Annotated in this window: 17 protein-coding genes and 1 tRNA gene; 1 reads left to right on the top strand and 17 read right to left on the bottom strand. The window is 63.4% G+C overall.

Translation table 11 applies throughout. The features are described from left to right. Window positions 1-102: 102 nt before the first annotated feature. A tRNA-Cys gene (locus L0966_RS00365) sits at window positions 103-176 on the top strand. A 75-nt stretch (window positions 177-251) separates the two neighbouring features. Here L0966_RS00365 and L0966_RS22405 read toward each other — a convergent pair. The 17 genes from L0966_RS22405 to L0966_RS00280 all read right to left on the bottom strand — a co-directional run bounded on the left by L0966_RS22405 (window position 252) and on the right by L0966_RS00280 (window position 12071). Next, entirely contained in the window at window positions 252-1295 is a 1044-nt protein-coding gene (locus L0966_RS22405; RefSeq protein ID WP_234049866.1) for a site-specific integrase, read from the bottom strand. After that, on the bottom strand, window positions 1282-1659 hold the full coding sequence (locus tag L0966_RS00355) for a helix-turn-helix domain-containing protein (RefSeq protein WP_234049865.1): 378 nt from the start codon (window positions 1657-1659) through the stop codon (window positions 1282-1284). The genes L0966_RS22405 and L0966_RS00355 overlap by 14 nt, the downstream gene beginning before the upstream one ends. Window positions 1660-1732: 73 nt before the next feature. Further along, entirely contained in the window at window positions 1733-1999 is a 267-nt protein-coding gene (locus L0966_RS00350; protein WP_234049864.1) for a hypothetical protein, read from the bottom strand. 135 nt (window positions 2000-2134) lie between these two features. Next, window positions 2135-2425, bottom strand: coding sequence for a hypothetical protein (locus tag L0966_RS00345; protein ID WP_234049863.1), 291 nt, complete (start codon window positions 2423-2425; stop codon window positions 2135-2137). A gap of 75 nt (window positions 2426-2500) precedes the next feature. Next, window positions 2501-2710, bottom strand: coding sequence for a hypothetical protein (locus L0966_RS00340; RefSeq protein WP_234049862.1), 210 nt, complete (start codon window positions 2708-2710; stop codon window positions 2501-2503). Between the two features lie 2 nt (window positions 2711-2712). Next, on the bottom strand, window positions 2713-2940 hold the full coding sequence (locus tag L0966_RS00335) for a hypothetical protein (protein WP_234049861.1): 228 nt from the start codon (window positions 2938-2940) through the stop codon (window positions 2713-2715). Window positions 2941-2954: 14 nt separating this feature from the next. Continuing rightward, window positions 2955-3338 carry a hypothetical protein gene (locus tag L0966_RS00330; RefSeq protein ID WP_234049860.1) on the bottom strand — a complete coding sequence of 128 codons (384 nt, stop codon included), beginning with the start codon at window positions 3336-3338 and terminating at the stop codon, window positions 2955-2957. 38 nt (window positions 3339-3376) lie between these two features. Then, window positions 3377-3571 (bottom strand): hypothetical protein, encoded by a 195-nt coding sequence (locus L0966_RS00325; RefSeq protein ID WP_234049859.1) that lies wholly within the window; start codon window positions 3569-3571, stop codon window positions 3377-3379. A gap of 519 nt (window positions 3572-4090) precedes the next feature. Beyond that, window positions 4091-4375, bottom strand: coding sequence for a hypothetical protein (locus L0966_RS00320; RefSeq protein WP_234049858.1), 285 nt, complete (start codon window positions 4373-4375; stop codon window positions 4091-4093). A gap of 519 nt (window positions 4376-4894) precedes the next feature. Next, on the bottom strand, window positions 4895-5059 hold the full coding sequence (locus tag L0966_RS00315) for a hypothetical protein (RefSeq protein WP_234049857.1): 165 nt from the start codon (window positions 5057-5059) through the stop codon (window positions 4895-4897). 190 nt (window positions 5060-5249) lie between these two features. Beyond that, on the bottom strand, window positions 5250-6989 hold the full coding sequence (terL, locus tag L0966_RS00310; RefSeq protein WP_234049856.1) for a phage terminase large subunit: 1740 nt from the start codon (window positions 6987-6989) through the stop codon (window positions 5250-5252). 102 nt (window positions 6990-7091) lie between these two features. Then, a complete protein-coding gene (locus L0966_RS00305) occupies window positions 7092-7541 on the bottom strand; it encodes a hypothetical protein (protein ID WP_234049855.1) in 450 nt (149 codons plus the stop codon). A 14-nt stretch (window positions 7542-7555) separates the two neighbouring features. Next, window positions 7556-7750: a hypothetical protein gene (locus tag L0966_RS00300; protein WP_234049854.1), complete on the bottom strand. Its 195-nt coding sequence runs from the start codon at window positions 7748-7750 to the stop codon at window positions 7556-7558. A gap of 16 nt (window positions 7751-7766) precedes the next feature. Continuing rightward, window positions 7767-7997 carry a hypothetical protein gene (locus tag L0966_RS00295; protein WP_234049853.1) on the bottom strand — a complete coding sequence of 77 codons (231 nt, stop codon included), beginning with the start codon at window positions 7995-7997 and terminating at the stop codon, window positions 7767-7769. Beyond that, the gene (locus L0966_RS00290) at window positions 7994-8242 is read right to left on the bottom strand and encodes a hypothetical protein (RefSeq protein ID WP_234049852.1); all 249 of its coding nucleotides are present in this window, start codon (window positions 8240-8242) and stop codon (window positions 7994-7996) included. The genes L0966_RS00295 and L0966_RS00290 overlap by 4 nt, the downstream gene beginning before the upstream one ends. Next, entirely contained in the window at window positions 8242-11373 is a 3132-nt protein-coding gene (locus L0966_RS00285) for a hypothetical protein (protein WP_234049851.1), read from the bottom strand. Before L0966_RS00285 ends, L0966_RS00290 begins: the two co-directional genes overlap by 1 nt. Then, complete coding sequence (locus tag L0966_RS00280; RefSeq protein WP_234049850.1) at window positions 11370-12071, bottom strand: phage tail fiber protein; 702 nt, start codon at window positions 12069-12071, stop codon at window positions 11370-11372. Before L0966_RS00280 ends, L0966_RS00285 begins: the two co-directional genes overlap by 4 nt. Window positions 12072-12079: the final 8 nt, after the last annotated feature.

The raw sequence follows: 12079 nt of genomic DNA, 5'->3' as shown, positions 1-12079 counted from the left end.
CCTTAAGACCCCAGCGCCCGCGCGAAATTCGAAACGCCGTGGAAATCCGCCGCCACGGCCTTGCGTACGCGGTTCCCACACCGTAATAAGCGCACTTCGTGGGGCCACGTGGCGGAGTGGTTACGCAGCGGACTGCAAATCCGTGTACGCCAGTTCGATTCTGGCCGTGGCCTCCAATCATTTCAGTGACTTAGCGCTGCCACGCTTTGTCACCGATTGTGGCCGTTTGCTGGTTTTGTCACCGGGATTTGTCACCGCTGATCCGGTGACAAATGCGAGTCGTCCCGCCCGTGAACCATGGCGTCGAGGTCATTCGGCACCAAGTTCGTGTAGCGGCGAGTTGTCGCAAGGGACGAATGCCCCATCCATTTCTGGATGCGCCAGAAGTCCCACCCCTCCAGAGCAAACCACGTGCACCGGGTGTGGCGGAGGGTGTGGATTGTGGTTTCATCCGGGAGCTTCAGTTTCTCCTTGATGCGGTACCACACCTTCCGCAGCCGGGCCGGTGAAGTGTCCTGGAAGGGGCGCTCCAGGTCACCCGTGACGAGGCGGCATCGCTTCATCACTTCCGTGGTGGTGGGGAAGAGCGGAATGGTCCGGTCATGCGACGTCTTGGTGATGTCACGAGCGAACGTCACGGCCGTGAGGTCGGCGTTGAAGTCCCCCCACCGGACCTTGGTCAGCTCCCCCAGGCGACAGCCCGTGTCTATGAGGAACTGGAACATATCCGCCTCCCGCTGATAGCCCCAGCGGGTCGCGAGCTTGATGATCGCTTCCACCTCGTCCCGTGTGAAAGCAATGGTGCGGCCCGGCCCCTCCTTCTGCCAGGGGATTTCCGGCATCTTGGTGATCCGGTCCGCCTTCAGCGCCACGCTCGCCATCTTCGAGACGTTCGATAGATAGCGGTTGACGGTGCCGTTCGAGCATCCCGAGGTCTTCAGCATCTCGACGAAGGCGCCCAAGTTCTCCACCGTGAAGGCGGAGGCCGGCGGGATGTTGCCGCCCACAAAGTCCACGAAGCGCTTCGCATTTCGCAACTGGTCGGCCGCCGACTTGGCATCCTTCCAGTGGACCTTGCAAACGTGCTCCATGAGCCCCCGCATTGTGCGGAGACCGCCCGCCGCGACAGCCGGGTTGAACTCCTTCCGGGGCACCGGCTGGCCCAGCTTGAGCGCGGCGCGGCATTTCAGCTCCCACGCCTCCGCCTCCGGACGCGAACCGAACACCTCACGGTAGCGCGTCCCGTCCACCATGAAGTCGGCGAGGAATTTCCCGCCCTTCTCACGAATTGCCACCTTCTGTTACTCCCGAGAGTATGTGGTCCAGGGTGCGGATGAGCCTCGCACCCTTGGGGCTAACGCCAACGGGCTTTGCTCGCTCGTCAACGTCATCGGCACGGAGGTCGAGAAGCCCCAAGCCTGGGTTTCCTCGAACCCCCTTGTCCTGTAGGAGCTTGATGTTCCGGTTGACGGAGGTCTTCGGCCATCCGTAGTACCGGGCCAAATCGCTTTGCGTGGTCCCTTGGTCCAGTGCGAGGCGCAGGAAGGTGATCGCCGTCCGGATGGTCATTTCATCGTGGACGTCGTGCAGCGCTTCCAGCGCCGTCGTCAGGGTGGTGAGGGCCTTGGCCTCACGTTCGGTCAAAGTACGGTCAGCCATTTCATCCGTCTCCATAGACTATGCGCCCGAACGTACCACGTGAACGAGTGCACGTCGAGGGAGAGAGGAAGGGCTACGGGTTGGCCGGATAGAAGTCCAACAGGAATGCCGTCGGGAACGCCACGGCGGAGGGTGCGTCTAGCCACGCGGGAGCCGGAAGCTCTATGGTGGGAACGCCTTGCATCTGCGCCATTTCCACGGCTCGCCGCTGATCTTCAAGCAGCGCCTCTTCCCAATCGTCCAGGCCCTCCAGGGCCTGCGGTTCCGTCCGTTTCAGGAACCCCCACACCGTTTCATGCCCACTAGATACGTCAAAATCACTCGCAAGAACTGCTTCCATTTTCCTACGCCCTGATAGCGGGCCGACCATAGGTCCGCCTTAAATTACCGTCAAGAACAAAGCAGGAACATTGTGGCATCCAAGGGGCTAGGACGGAACGCGAAACAAGGCCGTCAGCTTGGTCAGGGCTTCCTCCTATCGGTAAAACGTCGCTTCGGGCCAGTCGGCCAGGATGACGGATTTCGCATATTCCCGGCTCTTCGCCCGAAGGTAAGCCGTGTTCCCGTCCTGGTCGGCGACGCAATAAAGCGGCTCGCCCAGGCCCCAATAGGCCCCGCCCTTGTCATAGCCCCCGGCATCGAGAGGGACGCGGACCAGCCGGAGCCGGCCGGCGCAAGTTTCAAGATAGGCGTTGCTTCGGCGGCCCATGGGCGCCCCATAGCGGCAGTTGACCGGCGGCGCCGGATCGAAGGCGGTTGCAGACATAGTTCGTTCTCCCGGATAATCCGTTCAGCCGTACTCCGAAGGGGCAAGGACACACCTCGCCCCTTGAGATTGCGGCTATTCCTCCGGCACGAAGACGATGGCGCCGGGAAGCAGTGAGAGGATTTCCCACCCACCCGGCAAGCAATCGTCGATGTCGGCGACCAGAGCCGCTTGCACCTCATGCAATGGCGCGTCGTGCCGCACGGTTGTCGTGCCGAATAGGATGGGGCTTTTGCCCGGATAGCGGATGCGGGCGCACCAGGGGCGCATAGCGGCGCCTTCCATGGTCATTTCGCGTTGACCGCAGGCGGCACCCAATAAGACCGACCGATTTCCCGGCACAGTCCGCGCAAGGTGTCGTCACAGCGCATGCGTCGATCCACCGAGGCCCGCAAGTGGGAGGGCTTGGCCCACCACGTCTTCCCAACCTTGTAGGCGCGGAAAGCGAAGCCTGCGGCGTCATAGACGATGTAGGTTCCCCGGTGCAGCGGGTGTTTCTCGCAATTCGGTTCCATGGTCACGCCTCCCCTCAAACGGCTTGCAGGACAGTGAAGCCCGCCCGTTCCAGACGACACGCCCAATCGTGCCCGCTGTCCCCCTCCAGGGCGCCGGTGAAAGCGGCTCGAAGTGCCTTTTCCTCCGGCGCGGCGTACCGATACCCCTCGGCTTCCGCATCCGCGATATGACGGATTGCGCTGGCGACGGCTGCCGAGCGCTTGTCATAGCCACCACCCCCAGCATAGCCGCGCACCATGGGCAGGCCGAGCCAATGAACGTATGCCCACAGCCGCCCCGCCCCGTCCTTGGGGAACTTCAAGGCGATGGTGGCGACCTTGCGCCCGTCCTTGAGGATGACGAAGGCCGACACGTCGCGAAACGCCTTGTCGTGCTGTTCATAAATGTCCGCAGTCATGGTGTTCACTCCGATGGATGATCCGCTTGAACGTACCTTCAGGCGAAATGAATGAGGCCCGTGGCGTCGCTGTAGCGCACCACGAAGCCGATTGAGGTTGACCGGTCCGCCTCCCGCTTCACGGCGGGGATAACCGAGGCGCTGCGCTCCCGCCCAATGGCTGAAGCCGCGCGTTTGGCCCCCTCCCGTGAGATGAACACGGAAGCGCTGGAGTTCTTGCCAAGGTGAAGCATGGTCACATGATCCGCATGGCACGATAGGTGCAGACCACCACCGCCAGGGTGAAGGCGATGGGCATGATTGTCGCCATGGCGAAGGCGGTTGCTGGGTTTGTCGGGTACATTTTCAAGCCTCCTAAATCGCTTGCGGAGGCCACACAGCGGCGCGGTTCGCTCGCACGGATGGTCCGCTTGAACGTATCACAGGGGCGCCTGTGTGGCCTTCGGAAGCGATGGGGGCCGCATTGCACCGCCCCCTTGCTCCTTCACGCGACTTGCAGGCTCCGCATGGTCAATGCCCTGTCGCGTCCGCACCGCCTGCCCTCCGCCGCCTGCCCCCGTCGCACTCGGGAGTTCCATGCGTTGTGCTGCGATGCCGCCCCCCTATTTGTTCGCCCGAGGGACCGGGTCTAGCGCTTGGTGGCACTCTGGAGAGCCTGCCCTAGCAGGCCCTCGGGGCTGCCGCCCTAGCTGGTGATTGGACCTTAGACGATGTACGTTCAGCCGTCAAGTCCATTCTAACGTACTTTTTCATCAAGCGAGATGCGCGTCGTCGAGCGGCCTCCAGTTCCCTGAATAGGTGTCAGCCTCCGCCTTCCGGCTCGCCAGTTCTTCTTCCCCCGCCCGCTTGGGGCATATGGCGACTTCAAGAACTCGGTCCGCCCAGCACTCCCACACCCCCGCGCCCTTCCGTCCCGCATAGGGCTTCAGCCCGTGCAACTCCGCCAGGGTATCCACCCCCTCCACCGTCCGGCGCATGTCGAATGCCTTCAGGTGGCGGGCGGCTTCTTCGCGAATGGCCTCAGTCTCTGTGCTCATGTCGTGGGCTCCCTGTGTTTCGATGGTCCCAATCTAGCGTTGGTACGTTCGGACGTCAAGTCCGTTCTGACGTATCTTGTGGATAAGTCAGATTGCCCCTGTTCTGCCAATGGGTTAGCGGAGGCTTGCAGCGCCCTTGAAGCGTCCTGCAAGGGGTTTGTGGGCGGGTGCGACAAAACGACAGATAGCCGGAAACACACGGCGGAAATCGCGCACGGCCCACGCCCAGGCGCCCCCGCGCGTTGCAGGCCCCGTGCCAGCGGAGCGCCAGGGCGTTGCCCAGCCGGTGAACGGATGCTATATCCGTTGACAATCCAGCATCCATGCGGGTTTGCGGCCGACCGGTGACAAATCCCGGTGACAATCGCCCACGCGCGGCATTCCGTATCACGCGCGAAACGGCAAGCCGGGCGCACGCGACGCGCGAGGCGGGCCACGGGGGGTTCCGCGCGAGCTTTTATCTATCGAGTGGCGTTCAAAAATTTCCGGCAAATATCGCCGGTGGAGTGCGGAAGGCTGCTACCGCACCCGCGTCACGAACCTTATGAGGGCAGCGAGGACTACGCCCACCCCCACAGCATAGGGGGTCGGAAGCCACAGAGCCTCCAGAAGGCCCATGCGCCCCTGCTGAAGGGGACCGATGGTCTGGCCGAAGAAGACCAGCCACACCGCCAAGATGGTCACCAGCGGCATCCTGAAGCGAACCAACGGGGTTGCCTCCATCGTTATGGGTTGTGTTAGGGAGTGGTCTTGTAAGTGTCCCTTCAGGGGAACTTCAAGATACCTTCAAGGGAACCTGAAGGGACACTTAAAGAGAAACCTTCCCACCCCTGCCGGCTAGAGTGGCGGGAAAGTCACCGGCCGCCCCCAGGCCCTATCGGCCGCCGAAGCGGCGCTGCATGAGTCCGGAGGACCAGTGCTCGGGGTCGGCTTTGCGGCCGAGGGCGCCCTGCATGAAGCGCTCGATCTCGGCGTCCAGGAGACGCTCTCGCTGGTCTAGGGCGGCCTTCTCGGTGTCGCGTGCCATCACCTTCGACCAGTACGCCACGGCCCCCGCAAGGGCGTCCAGGCGGTCGTCGTGGCCCAGGGAGCCCCTGTCGGCGGTGAGGCGGGTGAGCTGGTAGAAGAGTCGGTAAGGCTGCTGGTCCTCCGGGCGGTAGTCCTCGGTGGAGCGGTAGTCCTGCTCGATCACCTCGGGGGCGACCACGAGACGGTGCTGGTTCAGGACGGGCTCAAGGGTGTCGATGATGCGGGCCTCTTTCTGGGCCTTGGACCACTCGGCGTCCTCGATCCGCACGGGATAGACGGACTTCGAGACGCCCTTGAGAAGCTCGGCGAACATGCCGCCGCCATAGTTGGGCTCGGTGAGGATCAGGTTGACGTTCTGGCGCCGGGCCACCAGGAGGAGGCTCTCCAAGGTCTTGGCGTCGTAGCCGCCCCGGAAGCCGCCGGCAGCGGTGAGGAACATGCGGCCGTGGAGGGTCTTGACCACGGCATAGGCGGTCTCGTCCTTGCCTCGGCCCGAGGGGTCGATGAACATGACCGAGCCCTCCCACTCCTCGAAGCGATTGGAGGTCCAGGCCGGCTGGTGGTAGCGGTCGCCAGCGAGGCCAACGGCCGGAAGGCTGTCGATGGCCTGAGCCGGCCCGGACGCCCACACGAGGTCAGTTGGACCGCGATATGGGTCGCAGGAGAAGACGATGAGGTCGGAGAGCTTCAGCGGGTACTTGTCGGCATCGGAGAGCGACGTGTCGAGCTGGAACTGCAAGGCGAAGCCCGAGCGGCCGTAGGAGGCTTCACGCTCCTGGAGGTCCTCGTGGGTGAAGCGCTTCGGGTCGGTGGGGAGACCTGCTACCGAAGGCTTCTCGTCAAGCGCCGTGGCGATGAACGGGGCGAGCTTGGCGCCATACTTCTCGCGCTTGTCGGCGGTCGGGTAGCGGGCCGGCCAGATGCGGGCGACATATCCGCGCTCCGGAAGCTCGTTGTAGAGGGACTGCTCGGACTGCGGGGTGCCCAGGTAGATCACCCGTCCGCCCGGCTTGATCACGGAGTCGAACTCCTTGACGGTCTCGGAGAGCTTGTCGCGCTGCACCTGGGTCGAGGAGTTGTTCGCGACCTCAATGTCGTCGGCCACGATGTAGTCGGCGCGGGAGCCGGTGAGCTGGCCGGTGATGCCGACCGACTTGACGGACGGGGAATGGTCAGGCCGGGCCGGGCCGACGTCGAAGGCCACCGCGCTCTCACGCTGGCCCTCCTTGGGCTCCAGGAAGCGGAGCACCTCCACCTCACGGATGAGGCGCAGGGTGAAGACGGAGAACTGGTCGGCGCGGGCCTTGGAGGCCGACACCACCAGGATTTTGAGCTGGGGGTTGCAGTAGAGGAGCCAGCACACGAAGGCGCTGGTGATCCAGCTCTTGCCGACGCCTCGGAACGCCTCGATCACCAGACGGCGCGGGCCGTGCTGGAGGAACTGGGAGATGTCGTACTGGACCGGGGTCGGCTCGGGCAGGTTGAGGTGCTGCCAGATGAGCCAGAGGAAGTTTCGGAAGTCCGCCTTCAGCGGATCAGCGGGGGTCTTGCTGGTCGAGGATAGGAGGTGGGTGCGGGTGTTCAAGGGTCGCTGGATCGACAGGGATGGTCACAGGCGGGCATCCGCAGTTCCAGAGCACACTCGTAGCCTGGAGGGGGATTGCCCGCCTGTGGCCTCTGGAGGCGATTACGCAGAGGGCGGCGTAAGGCAGAGGGAATATGCGCCGAGGCGGATTTTGCCGGCGGTGAAGTCGCCGCCGTCTGCGGTGATGAGGACCGGGAGGTCCCCGCCCCAGAAGAAGTCCACGGGGGAGTAGGGGGGCATCCAGGTGGAAGCGCCTGCCGTCAAGGAGGGCAGCACGTGCGAACCCGAGCTGAAGAGCGTGGTGGAACCGGCGATGCCCACCTGAATTGCGGTAGGCCCGACGATGTCCTCAAGAACACGGACATGCACCCCAAGCGCGAAGCAGTCGGAGAACACGCCAGTGGGAATGGAAACAGAAGCCCCGGACAGCGGGACATCGAAGACGGCGACACGGCCCACCATGCTCGCCCCGGTGATTGCCGGGACGAGCTGGGCGTATCCTTCCGTCTCCACCTCCGAGATGTACGGAGGCCAGATGGGAAGATCAGACATTTGTACCTAGTGGGTCAGGCTGCGCCGACGTACTGGCCGTTCGCGCCGAAGTTGGTGTCGCTCTGCACCGTGGATGACACGATGTCCCGGAGGGTCGAGGTGCCATCAATGGACTTGATGCGGAGCTTGTAGGTGTGGCTCCCCGAGGCAGGCACGACACGCATGGTGATGTCGCCATAGGGGGTCCGGTAGAGGTTCGCGGAAAGCATGTAGAGGTGTTGTTCCTTAGTCGATGAGGTCGGGGTCAGAGGGGGCCGCCTGGAATGGCAGGATGCTCTTCAGGCGTTCATCCAGCTCGGTGGCGTCCTTGGACCGGGCGTCGATGCCGTTGTCCTTAAGGAGCCGGACGGCGGTGGCGAGGTCGCCGGCCGTGGCCGTCCCATCCTGGATGCGTTTCATCAGCTCCAGGACGACGAGGGACTGGAGCTGTTCGAGGATGCTGGCGTCAATTTTCAAAGGAGGCGCCCCAGCAATGCCCTGAGGTCGAGGAACGAAGAGGCGATCCACGCGGCGGCAGCGGCGGCGCCGGTGATGTACCACTGGCGCTTTTCGAGGGCTGCAAGCCGCATGTTGTGGGCCTCTTCGAGGGCCTGGAGGTTCGTCTCAATGTTGGTTGCGGACTTCTGGATGGCGTCAACCTTACCCTCCAGGCGACCGAGGTCGCGCTGGAGAGCGAGGTCCGCCGTGTCCGTGGGGGACATCACGTTACTCTGGCGTTGGTTTGGATGGAGATGGTGGGGGTGGTTCGCCGCTGATAGATGAAGCCGTCGCGGAGGATTTGCTCTCGCGACCAGAAGAAGACGTGGGCTGCGCCATTCTTGCGCCCGATCTCCGCCGCAGCGTCGATGTAGGCCCACTTCCAGTCGGTTGAGGCCGACAGGTTGAAGCCTGAGAAGTAGAAGATGCGGGACAGCGGGTAGCCCAGTGTCTCCTGGGCCATGACCCAGGTCCCCTTCATGAGAGCCCAGTTATCGTCGCCGAGGGCCTCGGTGTCGTAGTCCTTGGTGACCCAGTCGTAGTCCTCAATCATGAGGATGTTGAACTTGCTCGGCCCCCACTGGTCCGCCGGGGGCAGATTCATGATCGCCGAGGCGTTGGCTGTCGGGTTGAGAACCTGGGGGGTGAACACCAGGATGGCCGTCTGCGCCTTGGGGAAAGCCGCCTTGACGATGTCGATCTGGGTGTTGGTGCTCTCTCCGAGCTGCCGGCCGAGCCATTCCAGGAAGGGCCGCTGAACTTCAAGCTCCGCCTCGGTGAGGTGGGTGCTCTCCATGTACGGCGCCGGGGCATAGAGGCCGGTATCCTCGTTGTACTTGGTGACGGTCGCGAGGCTGTAGACGCACGGCTTGTTATCCGTGTAGCTGCCGTCCCACCACCAAGGTTCTCCGATTTGGTATCGAGGGACGAGCCCATTGTCCTGGGCGATGCCGAGGAACTGGATGGCGACGTTCGCGAGATATGCGGCGGCCTCCGAGTTGGAGGGCTCGACGAGGCCGGAGGGCGGGCTCCAGCCAGTGGTCGCCATAACGCCATCCACGTTAACCTGCGCCCACTCCACCGGCATGATGGACTGAAGGATTTCGTAGGAGATGGACACCCACAGGTCGTAGTTGCGCTTCTGGAGCTGCTTGCAGAAGTCCTCGAACCACAGGCGTGTGGGGGAGTTCACGAGGCTCCCAGTCTTGCGCAGGAGCCACCTCTCACCAGTCCAATCGAAGTTGTGGAAGTGCGAGATGCCCATGTATAGGACGTATGGGCCACGGTAGCCCAGCGACCACGTCCGCTCCGCCACGAACTCAGGCGTCAAGTTGTAGCAGTTGTCATACCCATCCGTCATAGACATGGAATGGGCCGGCTCGTATCGCAGGTCGATCTTGAGCGTCGTGTTGGAGCCGGAGACCACGATGCCTTCGACAGCCATCCAGCATTCGTTCTGAGACGCCAATGCGACATTGAGCTGCGTCTTGACGCTCACTCGCGTCCCGCTCCCAACGGCCGGGCCGAGATAGGCGCGGGTCGTGCGGACGGTGTAGGAGCCCCCGCCATTGTCCACGATGGGCGGCGTGAGATACACCGCCGGGACGTCCCCAATCCCAGGAGCCGTGCCAGTCCCGTCCAGCGACATCTGGTTGTCGTGGATCGACGTCGCCAGGAGGTTCGCGAGCTGGTGGTAGATGGTCGTGGCGTAATGGATGTAGGTGATGTCCTGCTTCAGAAAGTCTGAAGGCTGGAAGCAGAGGTTCTGGGCGCCGATGTAGGTCAGGGGGTCAGTGGTCGCGATGTCGTCCTGCGCTGCCCGCGCCGCTTCGTAGGCGCTGACGAGAACCTGATAAGGCGGGTCGCCGTACCACGACGTGCACATCTTCTGGATGTACAGGGTCATGTCGGGATTGGTGTTGGCCCGGAGATAGGCGAAAATCTTGATCCAGGATTGCTTCATCCGGTCGATGGTGGGCTGGGGATTGCCATGCCCGGACCAGCCGACGTCCGTGTAGCTGACGTCATTCTCGCCCTGCGCCCAGATGCCGACAGGAGCCACCTTGCCGATGGAGTTGATGATGCCCACGGCCTGGAGGAGGCGAGGACCGGGCTTATCCTCGTTGAGGTCCCACCAGTAGTTGACGCCGTTGATGGGGTCGTCATCAGCCTGACGGTCGGCAGCGGAGGAACCCCAGCACACTTCCAGCGGCATGACGCGGACAGCACGGATGCCGTACAGCTCGGCGAGCTTGCGCCGGAAGGTGGCGGCAGAGCACGTGTCCCGCCCGCTTCCGGAGAGTTCCGTGAAGTGCCCCACCGCATTGGACTGGCCCAGGAAGGGCACCACGACGGTCACGAAGGAATTGTCCACGGCGACAGCGGAAGCGGCGTCCACGAAGTAGGACATCTCGCTCGTCACTTTGACACGCCACTCGATCCACGAGGGCGAGTAGTCGAAGATCGGGACGTTGTCTTCGACGGGGAAATCGAACCACGTCTCGGTGGTTGTCCCGAGAACGGCCCAGGTTCCATCGGGCTTCTTGACGCTCACCTCATAGGTGGGGCTGGTGAAGCCTTCGGGGGCGGACCACTCGAAGACCACGTCGCCCCAATCGGAGCCGTGGGCAACAGGATCGCCCTCCTCGCCCGTGACGCCGGCAATCGCCAGCTCATACCCGCCGCCATCCGACGTTGGGACGGTTATGAGGTCGCCGCCCATCAACGTGGCGCCGTTGTTCAGTTGAACCGTCACAGTCCGGGTTCCGCTGGCGAGCGGAGAACCCAGGGTCGCCTCTCCGCCCAGGTAATCCCTGGGCGTGATGGGGAGCATGAGGCGGACGATGTCCGTCACCGGGACGCGGCGGGCTTCCTTCTCGGCGTCGCTGGTCTCGTCCGTGACCTCCCCATATCCGCTGTACAGGTCGGAGGTGAACGGGATGGTGATCTTCTGCTTGTACGGGTCGGAGTTGTTCTTGTCCGTCCGATAGTTCCACAGTCGGACGTTGTAGGTCTTGCCGTCTCCGGTGTCGATCACCAGCGTGGCGCCATAGAGCGCGTCGAGGCGCGGGCAGTCTCCGCCGAGGGAGATGGAGAAGGTCCAGACGAGGCCCGTGTAGTTGTTCTTGGTCTCGTATTTGAAGCGGGGGTGATCGAACGGGTGGTCCGAATGCCACATGATGCCGGCGATGTCGCCGTTGCGCCGGAACACAGCGTCGGCCCGGATGGCCGTCGAGGACGTGGTTCGGATGGAGCCGGACACCTCAAGGGGCATGTCCAGGGTCCAGTAGCGCGGCATGAAGCGGCTGATCTTGCTGCTTCGGTCGGACCTATGTGTCTTGACGAGGTAGCTCATTCGTCGGCGCTGGTCATGCGCAAGGTGATGCCGATGTCCTTGAAGACGCTGTCGGCTTCCGAGGTGAGGGACACGCGGAGCACGGCCCCGGCGGGAATGCTCGCAGCGCTTCCAGAGAACACGCCGGTGCTGGAGCCAACGGCGAAGGTGAGCGTCCCGATGGACGTCAGGTCCCGCATGATGGAGAACACCTGAGCCCTCTCCGCCGGCGCCGTAGCGGCATAGGCAAGGCTCCCGGAGAAGTTCGCGGGGACCTGCACGTCGCGGACGACAGGGAGAATGAGGACGTACTCGCCCTTCAGCGGGGTGTAGGGGATCGACGCCGAGACGTCGTACCACCAGGCACCCGTCTGGATGGCCGAGACGTACTGATTGATGACCGAGCCGGAGAGGTCTTCAAGCTCCTGGGCCACATAGAGGGCCTGCCGAATGGCATCGTTGAAGCGCTCCACGTCCACTGCTTGGTCGTTGTAGAAGGTGACGACGGGGAGGACCTTGGGGGTGGAGCGGAAGATTTTGATGCCGATGCCTGCGGAGGGCGCGACGGCGAAGCTGACGGTCTGGGCGTTGACCCACGTGAATGCCGGCATGGTATCGCCGACCGTGGGGTAGACGTGGGACTTTTCGAGATAGGGGAACGGGACCGCGAAGTTCTTGGTGACACCGTCCCCCGTGTAGGTGACGTAACTGAGGGCCATATCTCACG

This window comes from Xanthobacter sp. NM-59 (assembly GCF_021401125.1).
In the GTDB taxonomy this organism is placed as follows: domain Bacteria; phylum Pseudomonadota; class Alphaproteobacteria; order Rhizobiales; family Xanthobacteraceae; genus Xanthobacter.
The sequence above is the reverse complement of the archived record's forward strand: the minus strand, read 5'-3'. Positions and strand labels throughout refer to the sequence as shown.

Coding starts and splice junctions, on each gene's coding strand:
- L0966_RS00290 (WP_234049852.1), bottom strand. CDS start 8,242: ATGTCCCCCACGGACACGGCGGACCTCGCTCTCCAGCGCGACCTCGGT.
- L0966_RS00280 (WP_234049850.1), bottom strand. CDS start 12,071: ATGGCCCTCAGTTACGTCACCTACACGGGGGACGGTGTCACCAAGAAC.
- L0966_RS00285 (WP_234049851.1), bottom strand. CDS start 11,373: ATGAGCTACCTCGTCAAGACACATAGGTCCGACCGAAGCAGCAAGATC.
- L0966_RS00340 (WP_234049862.1), bottom strand. CDS start 2,710: ATGGAAGGCGCCGCTATGCGCCCCTGGTGCGCCCGCATCCGCTATCCG.
- L0966_RS00335 (WP_234049861.1), bottom strand. CDS start 2,940: ATGGAACCGAATTGCGAGAAACACCCGCTGCACCGGGGAACCTACATC.
- L0966_RS00330 (WP_234049860.1), bottom strand. CDS start 3,338: ATGACTGCGGACATTTATGAACAGCACGACAAGGCGTTTCGCGACGTG.
- L0966_RS00320 (WP_234049858.1), bottom strand. CDS start 4,375: ATGAGCACAGAGACTGAGGCCATTCGCGAAGAAGCCGCCCGCCACCTG.
- L0966_RS00325 (WP_234049859.1), bottom strand. CDS start 3,571: ATGCTTCACCTTGGCAAGAACTCCAGCGCTTCCGTGTTCATCTCACGG.
- L0966_RS00355 (WP_234049865.1), bottom strand. CDS start 1,659: ATGGCTGACCGTACTTTGACCGAACGTGAGGCCAAGGCCCTCACCACC.
- L0966_RS00350 (WP_234049864.1), bottom strand. CDS start 1,999: ATGGAAGCAGTTCTTGCGAGTGATTTTGACGTATCTAGTGGGCATGAA.
- L0966_RS00305 (WP_234049855.1), bottom strand. CDS start 7,541: ATGTCTGATCTTCCCATCTGGCCTCCGTACATCTCGGAGGTGGAGACG.
- L0966_RS00345 (WP_234049863.1), bottom strand. CDS start 2,425: ATGTCTGCAACCGCCTTCGATCCGGCGCCGCCGGTCAACTGCCGCTAT.
- L0966_RS00300 (WP_234049854.1), bottom strand. CDS start 7,750: ATGCTTTCCGCGAACCTCTACCGGACCCCCTATGGCGACATCACCATG.